Source organism: Kribbella sp. NPDC050241, from assembly GCF_044459685.1.
Taxonomy (GTDB): Bacteria; Actinomycetota; Actinomycetes; order Propionibacteriales; family Kribbellaceae; genus Kribbella.
The window spans coordinates 859064-884375 of the sequence record NZ_JBITJE010000001.1; the positions used below are offsets into that span (position 1 = coordinate 859064).

A 25312-nucleotide genomic window follows, 5' to 3' on the forward strand; every position below is an offset into this window, starting at 1 on the left:
TGAAGTTCAAACGGTCAGTTGACGCTGACCGCGGACCAGGTCGCGGCGACCGCCGCCCGCTCGGGGCTGCTCGCGCCGTACAGGTCGGTGGCCGCGTTCAGCGTCGCCGTCCGGGCCTGGGCGTACGTCGTACCGGTGGTCATGTACGTCGTCAGCGCGCGGTACCAGATCTTCTCGAGCTTCTGGTGGCCGATGCCGGCCAGCGTCGAGCCGTTGCAGGTCGGCGAGTTGTGCGGCAGGCCGCCGATCGTCTTCGCGCCGCTGCCCTCGGCCAGCAGATAGGCGAAGTGGTTCGCGATGCCGGAGGAGTAGTGCACGTCCAGGTTGCCGACGCCGGAGGAGTAGCAGTCGGGGGAGTTGCCGTCCTTGCTCGGCTTGTCCATGAACCGCAGCGCCGGCCGGTCCTTCATGATCTCCTCGCCGATGTAGTAGTCACCCGGGTCGGAGGCCTTGTTCGAGTAGAACTCGACCATGGTGCCGAAGATGTCGCTGGTCGCCTCGTTCAGGCCGCCGGACTCACCGGAGTAGGTCAGGTTCGCGGTCGCCGAGGTGACGCCGTGGGACATCTCGTGGCCGGCCACGTCGATCGACACCAGCGGGCCGGCGGTCACACCGTCGCCGTCGCCGTACGTCATCTGCCTGCCGTCCCAGAAGGCGTTCACGTAGTTGGTGCCGTAGTGCACCCGGCTCGGGACGCCCTTGCCGTCATTGAAGATGCCGTTCCGGCTGTGCACGTTCTTGTAGTAGTCGAACGTGGTCGCGGCGCCGTAGTGCGCGTCGACCGCGGCGGTGGCGCGGTTCGCGTTCGTGCCGGTGCCCCAGTGATTGTCGGCGTCGGTGAACCGGGTCGGGGTCGGGCAGCCGAGGCCGAGCAGCTGGCACAGGATCGAGTCGGTCTTGTTGTTCGCGTCGGCAGTGAAGCCGTTGCCGCGGACCGGGTCGGTCAGCGTGAAGCCGCCGGTGGCCGCGGTCGTGTCCAGCGGCACGGTGCCGGAGTACAGACTCTGGCCGTCGCCGGTCGCGGTCTCGATGTGCTGTTCGCTGACCAGCTTCGCGCCGGTGAGTGCGTCCACGGTGGTGGTGATGTGGCTCGGCGTACCGTCCGGCTGGGTCCCGACGGTGGTGACCAAGTAGGCCAGCCGCGGAGCGCCCTCGCGGGCCTCGATCACCAGCGCGGGCTTGCCCTCGGCCTTCTGACCGCGGGCGAGTGCCTTCGAGGTGGCCGTGGCGAGGCTGAGCTTCGGGGTGCGGCCGACGTTCGCGCTGCGGGTCAGGCTCAGGCTGGCGCCCTTCCAGCTGCCGTCCTTGGCCTGGTGCACGACGACGTCGCCGCCGAGGACCTTGAGCCCGCCGATGGTCCGGTCCATCCGCACGTGGCTGGACCCGTCCGGGTCGACGAGGACAGTGCGGACGACGAACGCGTCCGAACCGGTGGCTCGCAGTACGGCGAGATTGTCGCCGATGGCGGCCTTGGCCCGGGCGACGGCGGCGGCCGGCGTGGGGACTGGGTCTGCCGTCGGCGCACCGATGGCTGTGGTGGCGCTGGTCAGACCGAGGGCGGTAGTGGTCGCCACTGCGGTGGCAGCGGCGAACAGGGCGGATCTGTTCATCCTCGCGCTCCTTTATCAGCGTCTCGGGGGCCTCACGCCCCGGGAACGAGGTGCTGGAACGTTACCGCCCGGTCACCCGGCGTGGCCAGGGGTGGAGAAAAGTTGCCTTTCCGCCGTTCTGCCGCCGGTTTGGTCGGTTCCGGGCGATACCGTCACGCCATGGCGAAGACCACAGCGGTGATGCTCCCCGTGGGGGACCGGGAGGTCCGCGTGTCCAGCCCGGAGCGGGTCGTCTACGAGGCGACCGAGTGGGCCCCGGAGGTCACCAAGCTCCAGGTCTGTGAGTACTTCGCCGGCGTCGGGACCGCGTTCATGCACGCGTCCGGCGACCGTCCGGTCGCGCTGGAGCGCTGGCCCGGCGGCTGGCGCGAGGGGATGACGCTGTCCGTGGACGCGACCGGCCGGCAGACCGGCGACGGCTTCTACTCCAAGCGCCTGCCGAAGGGCGCCCCGGACTGGCTCGAGACCTGCAGGGTGCTGACGCCGAACGACCGCCCGATCGACGAGCTGTGCCTGACGGAGATCGGGGCCGCAATATGGGCGGCCCAGATGGGCACCCTGACCTTCCACCCGTGGGCCGTGCGCAAGGGCGATCTCGACCATCCGGACGAGCTGCGGATCGACCTCGACCCGCAGCCGGGGGCGACCTTCGCCGACGCCCGGCGGGTAGCCGGAGTCGCCCGTGAGTTGCTTGAGGAGCTCGGTCTTCGCGGGTATCCGAAGAGCAGCGGCAACCGGGGGATCCACATCTACGTGCGGATCCGGCCGCAGTGGTCGTTCGACGAGGTCCGGCACGCGGCGATCGGCCTCGGGCGGGAGCTGGAGCGCCGCGACGACGGTGTGACCACCGCCTGGTGGAAGGAGGAGCGCGGCGATGCAGCGGTCTTCCTCGACTTCAACCAGAACCTGCGCGACCGCACGGTCGCCGGTGCGTGGTCGCTCCGGCCGCGGCCTGGTGCGCCGGTCAGTACGCCGATGACGTGGGAGCGGCTGGCCGAGGTCGACGATCCGCGGGCGTTCAACCTGCACACCGTCCCGGAGTACCTCACTGATGGTGACCCGTGGGCGGACATGGACGACACGGCGTACTCGCTCGACCCGCTGTTGCGGCTGTGGGAGGAACTGCCGGGCGGGGAGCTGAACTTCCCGCCGGACTACCCGAAGATGCCGGGGGAGCCGCCGCGTGTGCAGCCGAGCAAGAAGGTGGCCGACCACTGGGACGACGAAGGCAACCGCATCGCGCCCCAGAGCTGACAGCCCTCAGTGCTCAGCTCCTGAGCCTCCGGCGCGGCCTGCTGCCGAGCCGGCGGCCGTTGCCGCGGATCCGGTCACGGCTGGCCTTGAGGACCTGCCGGGGGCTCTCGTCGTTCGCCACGGCGATCAGCATGACGAGCTGATCGATGGTGACCTCGAGCGCACTCGGTGCCAGGCTCAGGTGCGCCGAGACGGCGGCTTCGTCGGATGGTGGCTTGAGTGTTACGTCCCAGCCGAACTCCTGCGCCGCGTTGTCGAGCAATGACCTGTCTTTGGACTGGTCGCTCCACAACCAGACCTTCAGTTCCGCCGAGCTCTCCATCTCGTCCCCCTCGCACGCCGCCCTTGCCTGCGACATCGGGGGCACTGACCGGACTGTTACACAACCTGACCGGCCACCGCGGCGACGTGCGAGCCGCTGCACCCGGCCCTGGGTCCTCGGTTGGCCCTCGCTGGCGGGTTGTTTCACGGCTGGCGGGATACAAGCCGCCGGCGGTTAGCTAACCCGCCAGCGAGCGGATCTAGTACAGCGTCAGCAAGCAGAACCGGTGAGGCGTCAGATGGTGCGGAGGGCTCCGCCGTCGATGGGGATGATGGCGCCGGTGATGTAGGAGGCGGCGGGGGAGAGGATGAAGGCGGCGGCTCGGCCGAACTCGTCGGGGTCGCCGTAGCGGCGCAGCGGGATGGTCTTCTCGGAGGCGCGGCGGGCGGCCTCGGGGTCGCCGCCCTTGGCGTCGAGTTCCTTCAGCCGGTCGGTGGCGATCCGGCCCGGCATCAGGCCGTTGACGCGGATCCCGTTCGGGCCGAGCTCGTCGGCGAGCGTCTTGGCGACCATTGCCAGCCCGGGACGCAGCCCGTTGGAGATCGCCAGCCCGGTGATCGGTGACTTCACCGACGACGACAGGACGAACGCGATCGACGTACCCTCGGATCCCGCTCGGGCGACCGACCGCGCGATCCGCAGTGCACCCAGGAAGACGCTGTCGAACGCGGCCCGCCAGTCCTCCTCGTCGGTGTCGAGAGCCGTCCCCGGCCGCGGGCCACCGACGCTGACCAGGGCCCCGTGCAACGCGCCCCACTTGGCGATCGCCGTCGCGGCCAGCCGCTCGGCACTCTCCGGGTCGGCGTTGTCGACCGGGATGCCGACCACGTTCTCCCCCAGCTCGGCCGCGGCCCGCGCGATCGACTCCTCGTTGCGGCTGGAGATCACCAGCCGGGCACCTTCACCCGCGAGGGCTTTGGCGGTGGCGAAGCCGAGTCCGGCGCTGGCTCCGGTGACGATGTACGTGCGGTCGCGAAGTCCGAGGTCCACGACCACCATCCTGCCTCACCGCAACCCATCGCGCACCTTGACGGTTCGTGGCCGATGGCAAGAACCAGCAGAGTCCTAGTACGCCGACCTGCGCAGCGGCGACGCCGCGGTGTTCAGGTGCCAGGCGGTGTTGACCAGACCGAGATGCGAGAACGCCTGCGGGAAGTTCCCGAGCATCCGCCCGGCGACCGGGTCGTACTCCTCCGCGAGCAGTCCCACGTCGTTGCGCAGGGCAACAAGCTTCTCGTACAGCGTCCTCGCCTCGCCGACCCGCCCGATCATCGCCAGCGAGTCGGCCAGCCAGAACGAGCAGATCAGGAACGCACCCTCGTCACCGCCCAACCCGTCGTCGGTGTGCTCGGTGAGATACCGGCGGACGAACCCGTCCGGCGCCAGCTCCCGGCGCACGGTCTCGACTGTGCCCACGACCCGCGGATCCTCCGGCGGCAGGAACCCGACCTGCGGGATCAGCAGTACGGCGGCATCCAGCGCCTTGCTGCCGTACGCCTGGGTGAAGGTGTTGCGGCCGGAGTCGTACGCCTTCTCGCACACCTCCCGGTGGATCTCGTCCGCGGTCGCCCGCCACTGCTTGGCCGGCCCACCCATCCCGTACCGCTCGACCGCCCGCGCCGCGCGGTCGAACGCCACCCACGCCATCACCTTGGAGTAGGTGAAGTGCTGCCGGCCGCCGCGCACCTCCCAGATCCCTTCGTCCGGCTGCGTCCACACCTCGCTCAGGTGGCGCATCAGCCCGCGCTGCATCGACCAGGCGTCGTCGCTCGGCCCGATCTGCGACTCCCGCGCCAGTGCGAGCACGTCCATCACCTCGCCGAACACGTCGATCTGCAGTTGTTCGGCGGCCGCGTTCCCGATCCGCACCGGCGCCGAGGACGCGAACCCGGGCAGCCACTCCGCCTCGAACTCCCGCAACCGCCGTTCACCGGTCACGCCGTACATGATCTGGAGGTCGGCGGGTGAGCCGGCGATGGCGCGCAGCAGCCAGTCCCGCCACGCGTGCGCCTCCTCGGTGTACCCGGTCCGCAGCATCGCCGACAGCGTCATCGTCGCGTCCCGCAACCAGCAGAACCGGTAGTCCCAGTTGCGCGACCCGCCGAGCGCCTCGGGGAGCGAAGTCGTCGGCGCCGCGACGATGCCGCCGGACGGCGCGTAGGTCAGCGCCTTCAGCGTGAGCAGCGACCGGGTGACCTCCTCGCTGGTCCCGTTGGCGTCGGTGCTGCGCCCGATCCACTCGGTCCAGAACGACTCCGTCGGCTCCAGCGCATCGAGTGCGTCGATCGGATCCGGTACGGCGTCATGCGACGGATGCCACGTGAGCACGAACCAGGCCTGGTCGCCGGCCGACACCTCGAAGTCGGCGTACGTCGCGAAGTCGCGGCCGTACTGGTGAACGTCGGACCGCAGCGACACCGCGTCCGGGCCGGCGATCGCCACGACCTGACCGTCGATGCTCCGCACCCAGGGAACCACATGCCCGTAGTCGAAGCGCAGACGCACCTCGGACCGCATCGCGACCCGTCCGCTGATGCCTTGCACGATCCGTACGACGTCCGGCGCGGCGTCCCGCGGCGGCATGAAGTCGATCACCCGGACCGAACCGCTGCCGGTGGACCACTCGGTCTCCAGCACGAGCGTGTCGCCGCGGTAGTGGCGGCTGCTGGTCGCGTCGGCGTCCTGCGGGGAGAGCCGCCAATGACCGTTGTCGTCGGTACCTACCAGGGCGGCGAAGCAGGCGGGGGAGTCGAACCGCGGAACGCACAGCCAGTCGATCGAGCCCTCCCGGGACACCAGCGCGGCGGTCTGGAGGTCTCCGATCAGTGCGTAGTCCTCAATCCGGCGCTCCGGCGCGAGCTTCTTCGGGTTTGTCTTCTTCTGCTGTGACTGGTGCCTGCCCGTCGTCGCTGGAGGAGGTGTCACCGCGTGTGTCCTGTCGGGAGAAGTAGATCAGTCCGCCGATCGCGAGCAGGGCGAAGAAGAACCACTGCAGCGCGTAGAAGAAGTGTGGCCCGTCGTCGATCTCCGGACCGGGGAACGCGCCGAAGTCCGGGTCGTTGGGCGGATCCTGCTTGTCCACGGTGAGGTAGCCGTCGTACAGGTTGAGGCCGAGGACCTTTGCGAAGTCCGGTCCGTTGATCAGCCGCGCCGTACCGTCGTCCGGCGTGCCGCCATTGGTGCTGCCGCCGCGCTCGCTGCGGCGTAGGCGGCCGGTGATGCTCACCTCGCCGGTGGGTACGGCGGGGATGTGGCCGGGCGCGAGTTCGGGGCCCTGACGGGCAAGGAAGCCCCGGTCGACCAGCACTGCCTTGCCGGTCGAGAGGACCAGCGGGGTGACGATCTCGAAGCCTGGACGGTCGTCCACATTGCGGTACCGCATCACGATCTGCTTCGAGGCGTCGTACCGGCCGGTGACGACCGCCGTACGCCAGGCGTGCTGGTCGCCGACCAGGCCCTGCGCGCCGACGATCTGGTCGATCGGCGCCGGCGGAGCGGCCAGATTGGCCCGCGTCACGTCGTTGCGCGCCTTCCGGTCGCCCAGGCGATGCAACTGCCAGCGACCGAGCTCGACGCACACGCCGGCGAGCACCAGGACCGCCAGCGCAGCGGCGATCCAGCGGACATTCAGGAGACGACCCACATCTCGAACTTAAGCCATCACCTGAAACGGTCTGTCCCCGGCACGTAGGCTGGGGGGATGACGGCAACGGAGGAAGTGATGCAGCTGGGTCTGGCGGACCGGTTCGGCCGCGTCGCCACCGACCTGCGCGTCTCACTCACGGACCGCTGCAACCTGCGCTGCGCGTACTGCATGCCCGAGGAAGGCCTGGACTGGCTGCCCAAGCCGGAGCTGCTCACCGACGACGAGGTCGTACGGCTGGTGTCGGTGGCCGTGACACGCCTTGGTGTGCAGGAGATTCGCTTCACTGGTGGCGAGCCACTGCTGCGGCGAGGCCTGGTCGGCATCGTCGCCCGTACGACGGAGCTGACGCCGCGACCAGAGGTCTCGCTGACGACCAACGGGATCGGCCTTGCCCGGCAAGCTCAGGCACTCAAGGACGCCGGCCTGGACCGGGTGAATGTGAGCCTCGACACGATCGAGTCGGACACCTTCGTACAGCTGGCCCGGCGGGACCGGCTCAAGGACGTACTGGCCGGACTCGATGCGGCGCAGGCGGCCGGACTGACGCCGGTCAAGGTCAACGCCGTACTCATGCGCGGCGTGAACGACCGGCAGGCGCCGCAGTTGCTGGAGTACTGCCTCGAGCGTGGCTACGAACTGCGGTTCATCGAGCAGATGCCGCTCGACGCCCAGCACGGCTGGACTCGCGCCAGCATGGTCACAGCGGACGAGATCCTCGAGCAGTTGTCGGACCGGTTCGACCTGGAGCCGACCGACGCGGCGTCCCGGGGGAGTGCTCCGGCGGAATCGTTTACAGTTCGGGGCGGACCACAGACGGTCGGGATCATTGCCTCGGTCACCAGGCCGTTCTGCGGAGACTGCGACCGCGTTCGGCTGACGGCCGACGGTCAGGTCCGCGACTGCCTGTTCGCGCGCACCGAGTCGGACCTGCGGTCGGCCTTGCGCGGCGGTGCCGACGACGAGGAGCTGGCGGACCGCTGGCGGCGCGCGATGCGGAACAAACTCCCCGGCCACGGCATCAACGACCCGAGCTTCCTACAGCCCACCCGCCCGATGTCGGCGATCGGCGGCTGACCGTCATACCGGCCCAATCCGGAAATGCAGTTTTTCGGTGCGGGCTTAACACTTAGGAGAAAGGCTCGACCTCCCGCAGGAATGACCTGCGGTCCAGGAAGTCCGACAGGCTCTCCTTGTGTTCGTCGCACGCGAGCCAGGTCTTGCGCCGGTCCGGGGTGTGGATCTTCGGGTTGTTCCACCGCAGCGCCCACGTGGCCGGCTGCCCACATCCCTTGGCGGAGCAGACGGACGGGAGTGCTTCTTCGGTCATCGTCAGAGCCATTCCAGTGGCCGCAGGCAATTGTTCCTGACCACTCAATAATCAAAGTGTGGGCAAAATGAAGCGACGTCGGACAGCCACGGGGGGAGCCGTCCGACGCCGCATCAAGTCCCTGAATTCCACTCATGAACTTCAGAGCACGCGGGAGATTCTGACACGGATCCTGTCCGAGTTTCCAGTCCCGGCACAGATCACTTTTCGGTGTCGATCGGCCGGTCCGTATCCGGGTCCGGATCCGGCTGCGTGACGACGCCGGGATGCGGGCCGATCGCGGGCCGCTCGGGGGCGATGAAGGGCGCGGCACCGGACATCGTGGAGGAGCGCTGCGTGTTCGCCAGCACCACCGCGATGTAGGGCAGGAACACCGCCGCCACGATGAAGATCCAGCGCCACGGCGACGGGGTGAGCACGGCGAGCACGAAGCAGACGATGCGGATCGACATCATCCAGGCGTACCGAGCGATCCGGCTGTCCAGATCCTCGGACCGGCCCGGCTGCGCATTCGTCACCGAGATGACGGTTTCGCCGGTCCGTTCATGACGTCTCGACATCTATCCTCCTCACCAACACCAACGGTACGCCGCGCCGGCCGCCCGGGCGCAGGCAGGATGGAAGGAACGTTCGATGACCGATCGCACCTACCGCGTGACCGAGATCGTGGGCACGTCCAAAGAGGGCCTGAACCAGGCCATCACCAACGCCGTCAGCCGGGCCGGCGAGACACTGCGCCACCTGGACTGGTTCGAGGTGACCGAGATCCGCGGCCACATCATCGACAACGAGATCGACCACTACCAGGTCGGCCTCAAGGTCGGCTTCCGCCTCGAAGACTCCTGATTCGCAGTACGGCGGCAGCCCGGTGAGTACCCGCCGTCCGGATGGGCGGACGGCGGGCGATAGCGTTCGTGCGACTGGTGACGAGTGAGGAGGGCTTGTGAGCAGGTCTGTGTTGGTGACCGGCGGCAGCCGGGGGATCGGGCTGGCGATCGCTACCGCGTTCCGGGAGGCCGGCGACCAGGTCGCCGTCACGTACAACACCAGCCCGCCACCGGAGGGCTTCCTCGGGGTCAAGTGCGACATCACCGACCAGGAGCAGGTGGACGCGGCGTTCGACGCGATCCAGGAGGCCCACGGTCCGGTCGAGGTGCTGGTGGCCAACGCCGGCGTCACTCGCGACACGCTGCTGCTGCGGATGTCCGACGACGACTGGGACACCGTCATCCAGACCAACCTCACCGGCGCGTTCCGGGTCGCCCGCCGGGCGGCCAAGGGCATGCTGCGGCTGCGCAAGGGCCGGATCGTGTTCATCTCGTCGGTCGTCGGCATGCTCGGCTCGCCCGGCCAGGTGAACTACGCCGCCAGCAAGTCGGGCCTGATCGGCATGTCCCGCTCGATCGCCCGCGAACTCGGCAGCCGCGGCATCACCGCGAACGTGGTCGCCCCCGGCTTCGTCGAGACCGACATGACCGCGGTCCTGCCGGAGGAGACGCAGAAGCAGTACCTGAGCCAGATCCCGCTCGGCCGCTTCGGCCTGACCGAGGAGATCGCGAACGCGGTCCGCTGGCTCGCCTCGCCCGAGGCCGGCTACATCACCGGTGCGGTGATCCCGGTCGACGGCGGCATCGGCATGGGCAACTAACGTTCATTTTCGAGAAAGGGCATGCCGGTGGGCATCCTCGACGGCAAACGCATCCTGGTCGCGGGCGTCACGCTCGACTCCTCGATCGGTTTCGCGACCGCGAAGGTGGCGCAGGAGCAGGGCGCCACCGTGCTGATCTCCAACTTCGGCCGGGCGCTCAGCATCACCAGACGCATCGCGAAACGCCTGCCGCAGGAGCCGCCGGTCCTCGAGTTGGACGTGACCAACGCCGAGCATCTGGCCGCACTGCCGGACGCCGTACGCGAGCACGTCGACGGTCTTGACGGTGTGGTCCACTCGATCGCGTACGGCAACCCGGAGACCATCCTCGGCGGGAAGTTCCTGGACGGTCCGTGGGATGACGTGTCCCAGGCGGTGCACGTCTCGGCGTACTCGCTGAAGGCGCTCGCGGTGACCTGTGCCCCGCTGATGAGCCGTGGTGGCAGCGTGGTCGGGATGACCTTCGACGCGACCGTCGCCTGGCCCGGGTACGACTGGATGGGAGTCGCCAAGGCGGCCCTCGAGTCCACGAGCCGGTACCTGGCCCGCGACCTCGGTGCTCAGGGCATCCGCTGCAACCTGGTCTCGGCCGGTCCGCTGAAGACGCTGGCCGCGAAGGCGATCCCGGGCTTCGAGAAGTTCGAGGAGCCGTGGCTGGACCGTGCGCCGCTGGGTTGGGACCCGACCGACCTCGAGCCGACCGGCCGGACCATCGTCGCCCTGCTGAGTGACTTCTTTCCCTCGACCACCGGCGAGATCATCCACGTCGACGGCGGTTACCACGCGATGGGAGCCTAGGGTCGGTGGCCACCTCGTTGGTTGAGCTCCGGGTCCTCGACGGCGCCAACCTCTACTTCAGTCGTGCCGCCATCAAGCTGACGCTCGACGTGTCCGCACTCGTTGACGCACCGGCCCCGGCCGCGAAGGCGTACGGGCAGGCCATCGGTCTGGGGACCACCCGGCCCGGGCGGATCGGCTCCGGGTTCCGGCAGCGGTTCGCGATCCGCGTCGCGGGTCACGTCGTACGACGGATCGCGCGGGAGGCCGGGATCGGCCGGATCGGCGTCCGGGTCCGCGCGGAGTCCGACGTACGCCGGCTTGTGGTGGCGTTCCCGTGGGCGCACGAGGAGCGGGCGCGGGCGCTCGGTGCCGCGATCGTCGAGGTGCTGGACGCGTTCGGCGCCGAGGATCTGACCGAGCTGATCGCGACCGTCGGCGACCGGGTCCGCAACGAGCCACCCGGCAACCCGCCGCCGACGATCCGGCCCAAGGTGCCGGTGGTGGCGGTGACCGGGACGAACGGGAAGACGACGACCTCGCGGATGATCGCGCACATCGGCCGTGCGGCCGGTCTGCACGTCGGTTGGTCCAGCACCGACGGCGTCTACTTCGACGGCAAGCTGGTCAAGTACGGCGACTTCTCCGGGCCGAGCGGGGCCGGTCAGGTGCTGTCCCAGCCCGGCATCCAGCTCGCGGTCACCGAGACGGCCCGTGGCGGCATCCTGCGCCGCGGGGTCGGCGTGGCGTCGAACGACGTCTCGGTCGTCACCAACGTGACCGCGGACCACCTCGGCCTGGGCGGGATCGACACGGTCGACCAGTTGGCCGAGGTGAAAGCGGTCATCACCCAGATCACCAAGCCCCGTGGCTGGTGCGTCGTGAACGGCGACGACCCGCGAACCTTCGCGATGCGGCTCGGCTCGCCGGCCAAGTGCTGGGTGTTCTCCCGCGACCCCGACTCGCCGTCGATCCGGAGCGTGCTCGACGAGGGCGGGCGGGCGACGACCGTCCTGGACGGGTTCATCACCGTGCTCGACCAGGCGGCCGATCCGGAGCCGCTGCTGAAGGTCGTCGACGTACCGATGACGCTGTCTGGCCTGTCGCACTACAACGTCGAGAACGTGCTGGCAGCGGCCTCCGCGGCGTTCGGCCTCGGGCTGCCGCGAGCGGCCGTGATCGAAGGGCTGAGCACGTTCGCGCCGAACGAGAACAACCCCGGCCGGATGAACATGTACTCGCTGCGCGACTTCACCGTCGTGATCGACCTCGCCCACAACGAGGCCGGCCTGGAGGCGCTGCTCGAGATCATGAACGGCGTCCGGCGGCCGGGCGGACGGTTGCTGCTGGCGCTCGGTTCGCCGGGGGACCGGGCCGACGACATGGTCGCCGCGCTCGGCGCCATCGGGGCCCGGGCGGCCGACCGGGTGATGATCGGGCACAAGAGCGACTACCTGCGCGGCCGGCCGCCGTCCGAGCTGGAGGCGGTGTTCCGCGAGGGCGCCGCGTCGGTCGGCGTGGACGACGTACCGGCGTACCCGTCCGAGCTCGAGGCGGCGCAGGCGCTGGTCGCCGAGGCGGAGGCCGGGGACGTGGTCGCGGTGATGTCTCTGCAGGATCGGGCGAGTCTTGACGCCTGGTTGCGGTCCGAGGGGGCTACCGTCGACACACCGGAGACCTTGAGAGCCAAGGTCGAGAGAGCCCAGCGCTAGCCCCTCCGCCGCGGTTGGGGCGGGAACGGGGTGTCATGCGCTACCTGTGGTCGATCCCGGCCGCCGTGGCCGCCTGGTTCGTGGCCGGCTTCTCCGCGACGTACCTGAAGGGTCTGCCTGAGGGTGCGACGATGTTCGTGCCGCAGCGGGTGGATCTGCTGGTTCTGGGTGGGTTCGCCGGTGGCGTGCTGGCCGGGTTGCTGGTCACGCGGGTGCGCATCACCGTGCCGCTGGTCGTGGCTGTCGGCGCCGGCCTGTGGTGGCTGACGGGCAACGACTGGTCGGATCGGTCGCAGCTGACCACGTTGCTGGTGGCAAGCGCTGTTGGTGGTCTGTTCGGTGCCCTGGGTACCAGAAGCTCGGTGGTCGCCGCCTTCGCTCTCGCCCTGCCGATCGCGTGGTACGCCGTGCGGCCTGCGAACCAGTTGGACGAGTGGCGGTGGCTCTGGCAGCTGAACGGCCTGCTTGTGGCGGTCGGCCTGGCTCTCGTTCTGTACGTCGCCTGCTGGCGGCGCGGCTGGCGATCCGCGTACTTCTGGGTGCCACTGGCGGGCTTCTACCTGGCCTCCTTCGGCATCGTGAACGCGATCCGCGTCGTCGATCGGGCGCCGGCCGCACAGTCCGCCAACGACACCGCCGACGCGGCCACCGACGCGTTCTTCCAGTCCTTCGAACCGGTCCTGCGCGAGTACGGCGTCTGGCTGGTGCTCGCCGTACTCCTGGCGATCCCGATGGTGGTCCTCAAGCTCCGCGCCTTGCCGCCGCCCCCGCCACCACCGGACCCGTACGCCAACAAGTCCAACGACGCCGTCCTGTCCGACGACCTCGACTGGATCGACCGAGACGAACCCCGCCGCCGCCTCCTCGCCCGCCGCCAAGAACAAGCCTCCTGAACCACGGCACCTGGGGAGGAACCGGTGGTGGCTCCTCCCCGGACTGTCGGTCAGCGTTTGATCGCGTGGCCGTTCGCGTCGAGGGGCTGGACGGTGGTGACCGTCAGGTCGCGTCGTGGGATCACGATCGCGAAGAACCGCAGCGTGTCAGTGGCCGGGGTCGCGACGGCGTTGGTGGTGTAGGTCTTGCCGCCGGCGGTGATGCGGACCTTGCGGGCGCCGATCGGGGCCGAGCCCATCACCAGGGTGGCGTCGATCTTCGTGCTGCCCTTCTCCTTGCCGTACCCCTGCACCACCCAGTGCGTGCCGTTGAGCGGCGGGTCGAAGCAGACGAGCGGCCGGCCGAAGCTGACCGCGGGTCCCTCGTCGGTGACCAGGCAGCCTTCGCGGGAGTAGACCAGGACCGCCCAGGACTCGGTCGGGATGGTGCCCTTGGCGACGTAGTACGCGTGCGGCCGGTAGGCGTTCGCGTCCGGCATCTTGGTGAACCGCTCCGCCGACCAGGGTGGCGGCAGGATCTTGTTGTGATCACCGGCTGCGGATGTCGGAGTGGTGATCGGCGTGGTCTTCGTGCTCGGTAGTTGCGGCGTGCTCGGCTGGACCGAGGCGGGCGACGGAGTCCCGAATCCGGCCACGGCAGGTTCGGATGGCCGCATCGAGTCGAGCAGGGGGCCGGTGGCCAGGGCAGCGGCGGTCACGCCGGCCACAGTCAGGATCGCGGCCGTGCCGCGGCGGCGACGCTGCCGGCGCTTGATCCGCAGCCGGATCGGAGCCGCGGGGTCCGACGGCTCGGGGCGGTCGTCGGTCAGTACGGCGAGCTTCGTGGTCAGGTCGTCGGTCATGCGATCCCCCTCCCGGCCAGGTCGGCCAGTTCGTCAGGTGTGCCGAAATGAAGGTCGGTGCGGAGCGCGTCGAGTCCGCGGCGGGTGTGCTGCTTGACTGCTCCGACCGAGCAACCGAGGAGGTCGGCGACGGAGCGCTCGGGCAGGTCCTCGGCGTACCGCAGGTAGACGGCGGCGCGTTGCCGCGGACTCAGCCGGGCCATCGCTTCGCGGAGGGCGAGCCGCTCGTCCACCTGGGCCGTGCCCGCGCCCACCGCGGTGTCAGGTGGCGTCTCGGTCGGGCGCTCGCCGATCCAGCGGCGGCGCCGGCCGGACAGGAACGTGGTGGTGACGATCTTCCGCAGGTACGCCTCGGGGTTCCCACCGCTCACCTTGCGCCAGTGGAACCACAGCTTGGTAAAGGCCTCCTGGGCGAGATCCTCGGCTTTCTGGTGGTCCAGGGTCAGCGCGTACGCCAGCCGCGCAGTGGTCGACCACCGCGCCCGCACGAACGCGTCGAAGTCATCATCGACCGGATCAGCTCTCATGGGCATCCTCTCCTCACACCCTCTGAACGCCGTCGCCAGCGTTGCAGGGTGACAGGTCAGGCGAGGAGTTTCTGGGCGAGCCAGGTGCCGGGCTGGAAGCCGGGTGGGAGGGCGAAGACGGCCGAGCCGACGGTGGTGGTCCACTCGTTGAGGGCGTCGGCCGCGTCCAGGCGGAAAAGGAGTGGGAGGAACTGGGCGGCGATGTCGGCCTGGTGACTGAGGAAGATCAGGCCGGATTCGCGGGCCGGGCCGGTGTCCTGGACGTAGTTGAGGCCCTTGCGGAAGATCCGGCGGCCGTCGTTCTCGGAGTGGTGGGAGAGGCGGGCGTGCGCGTTCTCCGCGATCACCAGGCGGCCGTCGGGGCCCCGAGCTTCGAGATCGAGTTCGTCGTGCTCGGCCGTGCCGGTCAGCGGTGCACCGGTGGAGAGCTTGCGGCCGACGGCGCGCTCTTGCTCCGAGCGGGTCAGTTCGTTCCACGCGTCGAGGTTCATCCGGATCCGGCGTACGACGAGCGTCGTACCGCCGCGGAACCAGTCGGGACCGTCGGACGACCACACGGTGGTGTCGAACTCCGGCGTACCGACGGCCGGATTGCCGGTGCCGTCGACCTGACCGAAGAGGTTGCGGCCGGTGACGGGTCGGCCGTCGGAGCCGGTGCCGTTCCAGAACCCGGTCTGGCGCCAGGCTGGGGTGGCGAACGGCTGTGCGTCGGCAACCAGGCGTCGTACGGCGTGTACGACGCTGACGGGATCGTCGGCGCCCACCATGATCAGCAGATCGCCGCCCGACCACGCGGGCTCGAGCCGGTCGTGCTTCATCGCCGGCAGATCGTCCAGCCCGGGCGGCTTCTCACCCGTCAGCTCGAACACCCGCGGCCCGAATCCAACCGTCGTCGTCAGGGCGACATTGCCGGTCGCCAACTCCGGAGCGGTGTCACCAGGTGCCGCCCGCCCGTTGGCCAAGGCAACAATGTCACCGGTCCACAACCGCATCAACCGGCCGAGCGCCGCCTTGTCCAGGCCAGGCCTCAGGGTGAACGCCACCAACTCTGCATGCCGAGGAGAAGCAGCCGCGATCTTGGGCTGATGCTCCCCGTACGGGTCCACACTCCGACCAGCCGCGGCAGCTACCTCGTCCTTGCCCAAGGCAACCACGCCACCAACCACGGCTGCACCCGCAACTGCGGCACCGGCAAAGCCGAGCAGCCGCCGCCTGGACGGCCCTTGCGCGGGAGATGCCGGCGGGGCCGGTGGGGGAGAGGGTGACGACGCCGGGTCGGCGGGTGGGGGAGAGGGGGTCGCCGGGTCGGTGGGTGGGGGTGGGGTGGTCATTTGGTGGGCGGGGTCTCGGTGGGGTGGTAGTGATCTTCTTCCTCGGTGAAGGACTTGACCGGGACGGTGAGGTCGTGGCTGGTGTAGTCGGAGAACGTGAGGGTGAGGGGAAGCTCGTCGCCGGGCTCGAGGGGCTGCTTGAGGCCCATCAGCATGATGTGGTCGCCACCGGGGGAGAGATGGGTATGCGAGGTGGCCGGGACGGTGATGCCGCCGGGCTTCTCCTGCATGACCATCTTGCCGTCCTTCGCCGCCATCTCATGCAGCTGAACCACGCCGGCCACCGGGGAAGTTGCCGAGGTCAACTTGATATCGGTCGTGCCCGGGTTCGTCAGCGCCATGAAGGCGGCCGTCATCGTGGTGTCCTTGGCGCCGGTGGTGGCACGCACCCAGGCGTCCTCGACCAGCACACTCGGCGTACTCACCGCCGCCTCCTGGGTGGCAGTGGACGAGCCGCAGGACGACAGCAGTACCGGGAGGGCGACAGCCATAGTGGCCGCCAGCAACTTCATCTTCACGGACAGCCAACGACCGCCACCGTCAGTGAGTTCCGAGTATGTCGCGAATGGCTTCGAGGTACCCGAGCCGATGCGTTGTGTCAGGCAACAAGTACGACCCCTCGGTCCACTCGTTCCACGCGTTCACGGTGATCACCGGAAACCGCGGCGTCCACCGCTCGACGAAGTCCACCGCCTGCCGCACCGCCGCCGCGAACTCGTCCGGACTCTGATCCCACACCGACGTCCACGGATACCGCCCGTCGACGTACTCGAGCGACTGATCCGTCCGCGGCGACGGATCCCATCCGACCGTCACATTCGGATGGAAGTCCACGTCGAGCAGCCCGGCGTACCGCTCGTACTCCGCGAACGCCGACTCCCGCAGCTCAGCCATCGATGCCGTCGGAAAGGACGATCCGCCGACGTCATGGTGATGCACCCAGACGTACGACGTACCCGAATCGAACCCGAGCGCACGCACCCAATCGACCACCAGCGGTGACTCGGCCGACGTCGGAATCACCGCCGAGCTCCACAACACGGCATCCAGATGCAGCCCGGGAAACCCCGCCGACCGCACCCGCTCGCCGAACCAGTCGAGTGCGTCCCGCGCCGCCTCGACCCCACCGAGCCCGTCGATGAAGTTCGCCAGGTCGTACACCGTGAACCACGGCCGGCCGTCCACCGTCAGATAGTTCGGCCGCGAGAAGTACCGCTCGATCACGTACGTCGCCATCGCCTCGAACGAACGCCGATCCAGCGCACCGTCCTTCAGCAACCCGGGTGCCGCACCCCAGCATCGGCACCCGTGGCTGCCGATGACTCTGGAACCGAGGCCGAGCAGCCTTCAGCAAATCCCACTCGGTCCACCCGTCACCGAACCACGCGGCGTTGCGGGGATCCTGATGCCAGTCGGGGAAGTAGTACGCCAGAACGGTAGGCCTCACTCCGGCACAGCCTCGGCTTCCTCGTCAGGCTGGACGAAGTCGGGGTCACCGCCTTCGTCGCCCGACCGCGCACCGGCCTGTGCCAGGTGCGAGACGGACTCGAGCTCAGCCAGCACGGTCTGATGCTGGTCGACACACAGGACGACGAGATCGCCGGGGTTGGATCGGCTCAGCGCGTGCCGGATCGCGGCCAGTTCGTCCAGCACGATGTCGATCTGGCGGCAGCGCGCTCCGTTCTCCATCGCACGCCGTACCCCGGCCTCGACCAGCGCGGCGGTCTCACCGCGCTTGCGACCCCGCAGCCGGGCGTCCTCGCGGACGATCACCACGTCGAAGTGTTGCGCCGCGACCTCACCGAGCTCGCGGATGTCGTCGTCACGGCGGTCGCCCGCGGTTGCGACCACACCGATCCGCGACGGCCGGCCGAGCTCGGACGACGCGCTCAGGCTCTCGCCGAGCCGGTCGACGAAGTCGCCGAGCATCCGCATCGCCGGCGCGTTGTGGCAGTAGTCGACGATCACCGTGCGTCCGTCGACGTCGATCTCGTTGAGCCGTCCGGGGGACAGGTAGTACGACGTGTTGAACGTCCGCAGGCCCTGCCGGATGTCGTGCAGCGGCGCCCCGGCGGCGAACCCGGCGGCCGCCGCGGCCATCGCGTTCTGCACGTTCATCATCGCCCGTCCGCCGAACGTTGCCGGGAGCAAGTGTGTCCAGGCGAGCTGCATCGACCGCCGGCCGTGCTTGACCACGATCATGTCGCCCAGATCGGACCGCTCCAGCACCACCGCTCGGCCACCCCGACGGCAGTGCCCCTCGATGTAGTCGCGCACCTCACTGCCCGGCTCGGCCATGCTGAACCACACCACCTGCCCGGAACACTTCCGCCGCATCTTCCGCACCAGCGGGTCGTCGGCGTTCAGTACGGCGTACCCGGTCCGCGGTACGGCCTCGACCAGAACCGCCTTCACGTCCGCGAGCTGCTCGAGCGTGTCGACACCGCGCATCCCGAGGTGGTCGGGCTGGATGTTCAGCACGACGGCGACATCGTTGCGTTCGTACCCGAGCCCCTCGCGCAGGATCCCGCCGCGCGCCACCTCGAACACGGCGAAGTCGACCCGCGGGTTCTGCAGCACCATCCGGGCGGACTTCGGCCCGGACGCGTCGGAACGGATCACCAGCCGTTCGTCGATCACGATGCCGTCGGTCGAGGTCATCCCGACCTTGCGGCCCATCCCCTTGAAGACGTGGCTGATCATCCGCGCCGTGGTGGTCTTGCCGTTGGTCCCGGTCACCGCGACGATCGGGATCCGGCTGGTCGCGCCCGGCGGGAACAGCATGTCGACGACAGGCTTGGCGATGTACTGCGGTTCGCCGATCGTCGGGTTGGTGTGCATCCGGAACCCGGGCGCCGCGTTCACCTCGCAGATCGCGCCACCGGTCTCGCGCACCGGCTGGGTGATGTCCGGGCAGATGAAGTCGATGCCGGCGATGTCGAGCCCGATCATCCGGGCCGCCTCCTCGGCGATCTCGACGTTCTCCGGGTGCGCCTCGAAGGTCCGGTCGATCGAGATCCCGCCGGTGGACATGTTGCCGGTCAGCGTGACCTTCACCATCTCGTCTTCCGGCGGTACGTCGTCCAGCTCGAAACCCTGGCTCCGGACGAGCTCACGCGCCGCCGCGTTCACGGTGATCCGGGTCAGGATCTTCTCGTGCCCGACGCCGCGGCGTGGGTCGGCGTTCGTGATGTCGACCAGTTCGGCGACGGTGTGGATGCCGTCGCCGACCACGTGCGCGGGCACGCGTTCGGCGATCGCCTCCATCCGGCCGTTGATGATCAGGCACCGGTAGTCCTTGCCGGTGACGAAGTTCTCCACGATCACCCAGCCGCGGCGGGACTGTTCGGCCGCGATGGGGAACGCCTCCCGCAGCTCGTCCGCGTCCTGCAGGTTCAGGCAGACGCCGCGGCCGTGGTTGCCGTCGAGCGGCTTGCAGACGACCGGGTACCCGATCTTGTGTGCGACCGTGACCGCCTCGTCGACCGTGCGTACCGACTCTGACCGCGGCACCGGTAGGCCGGCCGAGGCGAGCAGCCGAGTGGTCAGGTCCTTGTCGCTGGCGACGTCGACCGCGATGGACCCGGTCTCCGAGGTCATCGTCGCCCGGATCCGCTTGGCGTGCACTCCTTGGCCGAGCTGGACCAGGCTGGCCTTGTTCAGCCGGATCCACGGGATGTCGCGGGACACCGCCTCGTCCACGATCGCCTGCGTCGAGGGGCCGAACGCGGTCCGCTCGGCCTGCTTGATGAACTTCTCCAGCTCGGTGGTGAAGTCGAAGTCCGGAGCCGGCTGCACCAGGTTGTTCACGAACCGCACGGCGAGTTCACCGGCGGCCAGTCCGACCGCCTCGTCGGCGTACGCGTAGGTGATGTTGTAGCGGCCGGGCATTCCCTTGACCTGGCGGGTCTTGCCGCGCCGCATGTCGTGGCCGGCCTCCTGCTGGAGCTGCAGCGACACGTGCTCGGCGATGTGGCCCAGCCAGGTGCCCTCCTGCAGCCGCTCGATGAAACCGCCTCTGCGGCCGCGCGAGCAGTGGTGCTGGTCGAGCCGGGGCAGGTACTCCAGCAGCTTCTCGGTGAAGCCGGGGATGGTGTTCGACGGGAAGTTCTCCAGCGATCCGAGGTCAACGACCAGGTGGATGGCCGGGTCGTAGCTCCACATGTTCGGCCCGCGGTAGACGCGTGTCTCGATGATCTTCAGGTCCGGGCTGGGCGCCCCGTGGGTTGCGGCAGTGTCAGTCATTCGGTCCTACTCTGGTGGCGGCGTGCGGTCGGAGGGGTCGTCGAGATGGGCGCCGGCCGTGAACGGCTCGGTCGCCTCCGGTCTGGACTCCCCGGCCGCCGATGATCTGCCGGCCGCCCGTTCAGCCTGCGCCGTACGACGTCCCGCTCGCCGCTTGCGATCCGCGTAGTACTTGGGTGACACCCCTTCGGCTGCGATCTCCCTCGCCAGCTTCTGCAGGTCCGCCTCAGCGGCCTCCATCTCAGCGATCTCCTCGGCCGGCGGCTGCGGGCCATACGACAGCAGCACCCGAGCCTCCAGGTCGAACGTCGCGGTCGCCGGGAGCACATGCAGTACGACGCCCGACGCGAGGATGGGCTCGGATCGCTTGGCGTAGTGGGCGTTGGACGCGATCCGGCTGCCGTCGAAGATCGTCACCGCGCCACGGCCGACGACCTCCAGGTGCGTGCCGCGGACAACGGCGGCCGTGTCCTCGTCGACGCCGATGCCGAGCAGGCCGGGGGACTGGGCGACCAGCGACAGCAGCCGGCCGTACCGGTTCCGCTGGGCGAAGTGCTGGTCGACGATCGCACCCTGGACCAGGCCGAGGCCGCCGGACAGCTGGCTCATCCGCTGCCGTGGAGTGGCGCCCGAGCGGCCGAACGCGATCATGTGCTCGGCCAGGATGCTCGCGCCGGCCGACGTACCGCCGACGGTTGCGCCACGGGCGTGGGCGGCGGTGACCGCGCGGCCGAACGCCGTACCGGTGACGACACCGGCGAGCTTGAGCTGGTTGCCGCCGGTCATGAAGATGCCGGTCGCGTCGTCCAGCGGCTCGAGGAACGCCGGATCGTCGGCGTCCTCGCGGTTCTCCGGGCGGACTCCGACGACGCTCGCGGCGCCGAGGGCGGCGAACAGGGCGTGGTACACGTCGACGACGTCAGGCCCGAGCGCGGACGCGGTCGGTACGACCACGATCCGAGCCTTGGATCCACCGGCGGACTCGACGAACTCCTGCAGCACCGTGCGTTTCTTCAGCTTGTCCTCGGCGCCACCAATGGCGAACAGGGCCCCCGGCCCACCCGGCAGATCAGACATAGCCGAAGGATAGGTGCTCACCCCGTCCGGAAGCGTAATCCGGGCAGCGACGTCGACCGGGGTCCAGGGCCGACGAGCTCGACGAGCCGGAGCCAGATGTACTACAAGCGCTGCCGCTGACGAGCGGGAGTCGTCATGTCCAACGCGTTCCGGAAGGCCGGATGTACGACGAAGGAGGTGGTGCGAGCGAGTTTCGACGGTCGATCGAGGTAGTCCGGGTCGTCGTGGCTGAAGACCGGCTGACCACCGGTCCCGACGCATCCGATGAAGCCGATGTCGAACAGGAGCCCGATGACGTCCTTGTACTTGTCGGTCCAGACGCAGGGCTCGGGATTCCAGATCTCAGCGGTCAGCCGGCAGAGCCAACTGGTCCCGACGAATGCGTGGTCCGCGGCCAGCGTCGCGATGTCGTCCAAGGCCGCGGACATTTGAGCTCGGGACAACTTGTACGGCCTTCCTTCGAAAGTGGAAAGCACCTCATCGATTCCCGGATAGGTGGGTTTCCATTCATCGCGCAGCGCGAGTCTTCGGTCGTGTGAGTACGGGGATTCGGCTGCTCTGATCCGCTCCCAGGTGATTCTGGGGTCGTCGACGGTCCCTTCGAGACATTCATTGAGATAGGCAATGGCGTCTCGAGGTCTCATCAGCGTGCGGCGGAGGATGAAAGTCAGTGGGTCGCCGCGCGCCTTGTTCGTCGACGGCAGCAGGTGACGAACCGTTGCCAAACCCAGGTCGCGAGGGGCTGCGGCTGCCCGGACGCGTTCGTCCAGCATGGCCTCGAGATCGGCCGACGACCACCGCAGGTGCATCGACAAGGCGCGGAACTTCTCCTCCTGTCCGCCGGTCCGCCGACCGAAGTCGAGGGCCTCGAAGATATTCGTCCGGAGTGCGACGAGGACCTTCAGGTTCTGCACGCGCTGCAGGTCGGAAACCGCTCGGAAGAGACAACGGATGAGAGCGTTGACGACCGAGTCGTCGGCCCAGTCCTGGTCCAGATCGTCAATGAGGATGAAGGTGAAGTTCTGGCGGGACTCGAGGATGTCCTCGTCGAGTACCTTGATCATCTGGTTGAGTCGTGGCAGTTGAGTCGCGTTGACGATTCTCTGGTAGCGGTTGACGATCTCGATCTTGCTCGCCTGAGTGGCGGTGATCGCGCCGCCTGCCGAGGCCTTCACGAGTTTGGCGTCGAACGAGCCGGCACCGTTGATCCGGGACTCGAAGCGATCGGCGATCTGCCGGACGCGTTCATCTGCTTCGCACCAGAATTTGCCCTGGAAGTCCTCGAGATACTTCAGAGCTTCCGTCTGGCTTTTGTCGCGCTTGAGCCTGTCGGCCAGTAGGGCAAGGAAGTTTTGCTTGCCGGCCGATGAGTCGACCTGGTAGCGGTGCTTGATGATCTCGACCAGCAGAACATGTTTCCAGAGTGCAACGAAGAACGGGTCCAGGTGTACTTCGTGCTCGCTCAGCCACCGGACCGACTGGAGATCGGCTACATAGGTCAGGGACAGGTCTTCCGGGCTGATGCGGATGACGTGGTCCGGGTATTCGTACTCCAATCGCCGAAGGAGTGCCGACTTGCCACTACCCGTTCGTCCGATGATGAAGCACCGATGATCGTCCCTGGACGAGACGGCCTTGTATTGGTTCGTTTCGTCGAAGGCTTCCTCGAGAAGCGGGTCGGCCTCCGCCTGCTGTCCGCCGAGAGAGAATCCTGAGCTGAGACGCGGAGCGTGCCTACTGCGTGTCATTTTTCCCCCACCGTCTGATACACGCCAGTGGCTGAATGTTAAGCACAGACAGTTACCGGGGGAAGGGGGCAGCGTGTAACGTTCCCGCTACCTATCGTTTCGCAATTAATAGACGCGCCGGTCTCCGTTCGGCCGATTGCGCATGGCTCGTGTCAGATCGGTGCGCGATACACCGTCGTACTGCGGCGGACGTGCATGCCGAGGTGTTCGTACATGGCGAGGGCGCCGGTTCCGGAGTGGGTCCAGAGGATGCAGCTGTCGCGCCCTAGGCGGGCGAACTCAGCGCAGGTCTCGTCGAGCATCGCGCGGGCGATGCCCTTGTTCCGCTGGTCGGCCCGGACCGCGAGCTGCTCGACGTACCCCTCGCCGCTGTCCGGGAGGTCGAGCGCGAGCACTGCGCCGACCAGCTCGTCCCCGGCGTACGCCAGTGTCGACACCTCGGGCAGGAAGCTGGGCCGCTCGACGGTCAGCTGCCTCCACTCCTCGAAGGACTTCCGGCGTGGTTGGAAGGCGGAGAACGCGTTCTCGACCAGCTCATGCACGTCGTGCGCCCGCGCCGGCTCGTAGCTGTCCAGCCTGATCCCTGCCGACAGTTCCGGAGCCGCGGGTACGTCGATCGACCGCACGAGCAGCCAGTTCGTCGCGAGCACCTCGTACCCGCGGGATCGGAGCAGGTCGGCGCCGGCCTTGTCCGCGTCGTCCACGGTCTGGGCGACCCAGTCGCTCCCGGCCTCACGGGACCGAGCCTCGATCCAGTCGAGCAGCATCGTCCCGATCCCGCGTCCGCGGTACGACGGGTGGACGGCGACCTGGGCGCGTTTGCCCAGGTGGAGCCAGACCCAGCCGGCCAGATCGCCGTTCTCCGCGTGCACGACGAGGGTGTCGCGCTCAGGGTTCAGCCCGGGGCGGCGCAGGTCCGCCGCGACCTGGTCCGGAATCGCCTCGACCTGACCGTGCCAGTCCTGCTCGCTGGCAGCGATCACCTGGTACATGGCGCCCGCGTCGTCGGGCGTCGCGGGCCGGGTGGAAAGCTCCATGTCGCGATCTTCCCGCACCCGCGTGGCTGCGGGAATCTCCCGGCCGGATGTTGCAGTCAGGCCGGGTTGTCCGCGTCCGCGGCTTCGACTTCCTCGCGGCTGATGCCCAGCAGGTACAGGATCGTGTCCAGGTACGGCACGCTCAAGTGGGTGTCGGCGGCCGCGCGGACGACTGGCTTGGCGTTGAACGCGACGCCGAGACCGGCCGCGGCGAGCATGTCGAGGTCGTTGGCGCCGTCACCGATCGCGACCGTCTGGGACAGCGGCGTACCGGACTGTGCGGCGAACCGCCGCAGGGCGGTCGCCTTGCCGGCCCGGTCGACGATCTCGCCGATCAGCCGGCCGGTGAGCTTGCCGTCGACGATCTCCAGCTCGTTCGCCTGCGCGTAGTCGATGCCGAGCTCCGCGACCAGCTTGCCCGTGATCTGGCTGAACCCGCCGCTGACGATCGCGAACTTGTACCCCAGCCGCTTGAGCGTCCGCACCAGCGTCCGCGCGCCGGGCGCCAGCTGGATCGCGTCGTACACCTCGTCGAGCGCGGACGCGGGCAGGCCCTCCAGCTTGGAGACCCGGTGCCGCAGTGACTCGGCGAAGTCGAGCTCGCCGCGCATCGCCTGCTCCGTGACGGCCGCGACCTCCTCCAGCCGGCCCGCGTGCCCGGCGAGCATCTCGATGACCTCGCCCTGGATCAGCGTCGAGTCGACGTCCATCACGATCAGCCGCTTGGCCCGGCGGTACAGGCCGCCGTCCTGCACCGCGACGTCGAGACCCTGGCGGACACCCTCCAGCGCGAGCACGGTACGCAGCGTGTCCGAGTCGGCACCGGAGACGGCGATCTCCATCGCGGTCACCGGGTACCGCGCCATCCGGCTGATCCGGTCGATGTTCGCGCCGGTGTCGGCGATCCGGCCGGCGATCGCGGCCAGCCCGGCCGCGGACAACGGATGCCCGATCACGGTCACCTGGCTGCGGCCCTTGCGCCGCGGCTCGTTGTCGCCGACACCCTTCTTGACCGAGATGTCGACGTCGAGGACGTCGGCCAGCGCCTTCAGTTCCTCTTTCAGGTCCTTGTGGTCACGCGGTGCCGACAGCAGTACGCCAAGAACCAGCCGGCCCCGGAGTACGACCTGCTCCGCGTCGATCACCTCGAGGCCGCGGGTCGCGATCGTCGAGAGTACGGCGGACGTCAGCCCGGGCCGGTCGGTGCCGGTCAGGGTGACCAGCACGGTCGGTCGATCGGGTGAATGCTTCTCGAGCTCAGCCTCTTCTGTCATCGCAGCACCGACGCTACCCAAATCACCTGTCGGTCTGCTGTC

General features: G+C 68.7%; 24 protein-coding genes and 1 pseudogene. 7 read left to right on the forward strand and 18 right to left on the reverse strand.

Features of this window, described 5'->3' with window-relative positions:
* Positions 1-14: 14 nt before the first annotated feature.
* Positions 15-1610, reverse strand: coding sequence for a M4 family metallopeptidase (locus ACIBG5_RS03920; protein ID WP_396389928.1), 1596 nt, complete (start codon positions 1608-1610; stop codon positions 15-17).
* Between the two features lie 159 nt (positions 1611-1769).
* Between ACIBG5_RS03920 and ACIBG5_RS03925 the strand changes: the two genes are divergently transcribed.
* On the forward strand, positions 1770-2864 hold the full coding sequence (locus tag ACIBG5_RS03925; RefSeq protein WP_396389929.1) for a DNA polymerase domain-containing protein: 1095 nt from the start codon (positions 1770-1772) through the stop codon (positions 2862-2864).
* Between the two features lie 13 nt (positions 2865-2877).
* Here the strand turns inward: ACIBG5_RS03925 and ACIBG5_RS03930 are convergent, their stop codons facing one another.
* From ACIBG5_RS03930 to ACIBG5_RS03945, 4 genes are all read right to left on the reverse strand, one after another.
* Entirely contained in the window at positions 2878-3186 is a 309-nt protein-coding gene (locus ACIBG5_RS03930) for a hypothetical protein (protein ID WP_396389931.1), read from the reverse strand.
* Between the two features lie 234 nt (positions 3187-3420).
* Positions 3421-4185, reverse strand: coding sequence for an SDR family oxidoreductase (locus tag ACIBG5_RS03935; protein WP_396389933.1), 765 nt, complete (start codon positions 4183-4185; stop codon positions 3421-3423).
* A gap of 66 nt (positions 4186-4251) precedes the next feature.
* On the reverse strand, positions 4252-6111 hold the full coding sequence (locus ACIBG5_RS03940; protein WP_396389934.1) for a glycoside hydrolase family 15 protein: 1860 nt from the start codon (positions 6109-6111) through the stop codon (positions 4252-4254).
* Entirely contained in the window at positions 6023-6829 is an 807-nt protein-coding gene (locus tag ACIBG5_RS03945; RefSeq protein ID WP_396389935.1) for an SURF1 family protein, read from the reverse strand. Before ACIBG5_RS03945 ends, ACIBG5_RS03940 begins: the two co-directional genes overlap by 89 nt.
* Positions 6830-6886: 57 nt before the next feature.
* On the opposite strand from ACIBG5_RS03945, the gene moaA reads away from it, so the two are divergent.
* On the forward strand, positions 6887-7906 hold the full coding sequence (gene moaA / locus ACIBG5_RS03950; protein WP_396389936.1) for a GTP 3',8-cyclase MoaA: 1020 nt from the start codon (positions 6887-6889) through the stop codon (positions 7904-7906).
* 52 nt (positions 7907-7958) lie between these two features.
* Here moaA and ACIBG5_RS03955 read toward each other — a convergent pair whose 3' ends face one another.
* Positions 7959-8159: a hypothetical protein gene (locus ACIBG5_RS03955; RefSeq protein ID WP_396389937.1), complete on the reverse strand. Its 201-nt coding sequence runs from the start codon at positions 8157-8159 to the stop codon at positions 7959-7961.
* Between the two features lie 200 nt (positions 8160-8359).
* On the reverse strand, positions 8360-8719 hold the full coding sequence (locus tag ACIBG5_RS03960; RefSeq protein ID WP_396389938.1) for a DUF3099 domain-containing protein: 360 nt from the start codon (positions 8717-8719) through the stop codon (positions 8360-8362).
* Between the two features lie 73 nt (positions 8720-8792).
* Between ACIBG5_RS03960 and ACIBG5_RS03965 the strand changes: the two genes are divergently transcribed.
* From ACIBG5_RS03965 to ACIBG5_RS03985, 5 genes are all read left to right on the forward strand, one after another.
* On the forward strand, positions 8793-9005 hold the full coding sequence (locus tag ACIBG5_RS03965) for a dodecin (RefSeq protein ID WP_131352382.1): 213 nt from the start codon (positions 8793-8795) through the stop codon (positions 9003-9005).
* 97 nt (positions 9006-9102) lie between these two features.
* The gene (fabG, locus tag ACIBG5_RS03970) at positions 9103-9807 is read left to right on the forward strand and encodes a 3-oxoacyl-[acyl-carrier-protein] reductase (protein ID WP_360439545.1); all 705 of its coding nucleotides are present in this window, start codon (positions 9103-9105) and stop codon (positions 9805-9807) included.
* 21 nt (positions 9808-9828) lie between these two features.
* A complete protein-coding gene (fabI, locus tag ACIBG5_RS03975) occupies positions 9829-10605 on the forward strand; it encodes an enoyl-ACP reductase FabI (RefSeq protein ID WP_396389939.1) in 777 nt (258 codons plus the stop codon).
* 5 nt (positions 10606-10610) lie between these two features.
* Positions 10611-12296 (forward strand): Mur ligase family protein, encoded by a 1686-nt coding sequence (locus ACIBG5_RS03980; RefSeq protein WP_396389940.1) that lies wholly within the window; start codon positions 10611-10613, stop codon positions 12294-12296.
* Positions 12297-12331: 35 nt separating this feature from the next.
* Entirely contained in the window at positions 12332-13189 is an 858-nt protein-coding gene (locus tag ACIBG5_RS03985) for a hypothetical protein (protein WP_396389941.1), read from the forward strand.
* A gap of 50 nt (positions 13190-13239) precedes the next feature.
* On the opposite strand, the gene ACIBG5_RS03990 is transcribed toward ACIBG5_RS03985, so the two are convergent.
* The 11 genes and pseudogenes from ACIBG5_RS03990 to serB all read right to left on the reverse strand — a co-directional run bounded on the left by ACIBG5_RS03990 (position 13240) and on the right by serB (position 25270).
* A complete protein-coding gene (locus ACIBG5_RS03990; RefSeq protein ID WP_396389942.1) occupies positions 13240-14031 on the reverse strand; it encodes a hypothetical protein in 792 nt (263 codons plus the stop codon).
* Complete coding sequence (locus ACIBG5_RS03995) at positions 14028-14558, reverse strand: SigE family RNA polymerase sigma factor (protein WP_396389943.1); 531 nt, start codon at positions 14556-14558, stop codon at positions 14028-14030. The genes ACIBG5_RS03990 and ACIBG5_RS03995 overlap by 4 nt, the downstream gene beginning before the upstream one ends.
* Before the next feature lie 56 nt (positions 14559-14614).
* Complete coding sequence (locus tag ACIBG5_RS04000) at positions 14615-15763, reverse strand: Dyp-type peroxidase (RefSeq protein ID WP_396390761.1); 1149 nt, start codon at positions 15761-15763, stop codon at positions 14615-14617.
* A gap of 122 nt (positions 15764-15885) precedes the next feature.
* Positions 15886-16401: a copper chaperone PCu(A)C gene (locus tag ACIBG5_RS04005; protein ID WP_396389944.1), complete on the reverse strand. Its 516-nt coding sequence runs from the start codon at positions 16399-16401 to the stop codon at positions 15886-15888.
* A 28-nt stretch (positions 16402-16429) separates the two neighbouring features.
* Positions 16430-17167, reverse strand: a complete 738-nt coding sequence (locus tag ACIBG5_RS04010) for a glycoside hydrolase family 99-like domain-containing protein (RefSeq protein WP_396389945.1) — start codon at positions 17165-17167, stop codon at positions 16430-16432.
* Between the two features lie 31 nt (positions 17168-17198).
* A pseudogene (locus ACIBG5_RS04015) lies at positions 17199-17336 on the reverse strand (glycoside hydrolase family 99-like domain-containing protein); the annotation flags it as partial.
* Positions 17333-20134 (reverse strand): cyanophycin synthetase, encoded by a 2802-nt coding sequence (gene cphA / locus ACIBG5_RS04020; RefSeq protein WP_396389946.1) that lies wholly within the window; start codon positions 20132-20134, stop codon positions 17333-17335. The pseudogene ACIBG5_RS04015 and the gene cphA, both read right to left, overlap by 4 nt.
* Before the next feature lie 6 nt (positions 20135-20140).
* Positions 20141-21211, reverse strand: a complete 1071-nt coding sequence (locus ACIBG5_RS04025) for a cyanophycinase (RefSeq protein ID WP_396389947.1) — start codon at positions 21209-21211, stop codon at positions 20141-20143.
* A gap of 101 nt (positions 21212-21312) precedes the next feature.
* Positions 21313-22959, reverse strand: coding sequence for a P-loop ATPase, Sll1717 family (locus ACIBG5_RS04030; RefSeq protein WP_396389948.1), 1647 nt, complete (start codon positions 22957-22959; stop codon positions 21313-21315).
* A 152-nt stretch (positions 22960-23111) separates the two neighbouring features.
* Positions 23112-23996 carry a GNAT family N-acetyltransferase gene (locus ACIBG5_RS04035; protein ID WP_396389949.1) on the reverse strand — a complete coding sequence of 295 codons (885 nt, stop codon included), beginning with the start codon at positions 23994-23996 and terminating at the stop codon, positions 23112-23114.
* A 56-nt stretch (positions 23997-24052) separates the two neighbouring features.
* Positions 24053-25270: a phosphoserine phosphatase SerB gene (gene serB / locus ACIBG5_RS04040; protein ID WP_396389951.1), complete on the reverse strand. Its 1218-nt coding sequence runs from the start codon at positions 25268-25270 to the stop codon at positions 24053-24055.
* Between the last annotated feature and the right edge of the window lie 42 nt (positions 25271-25312).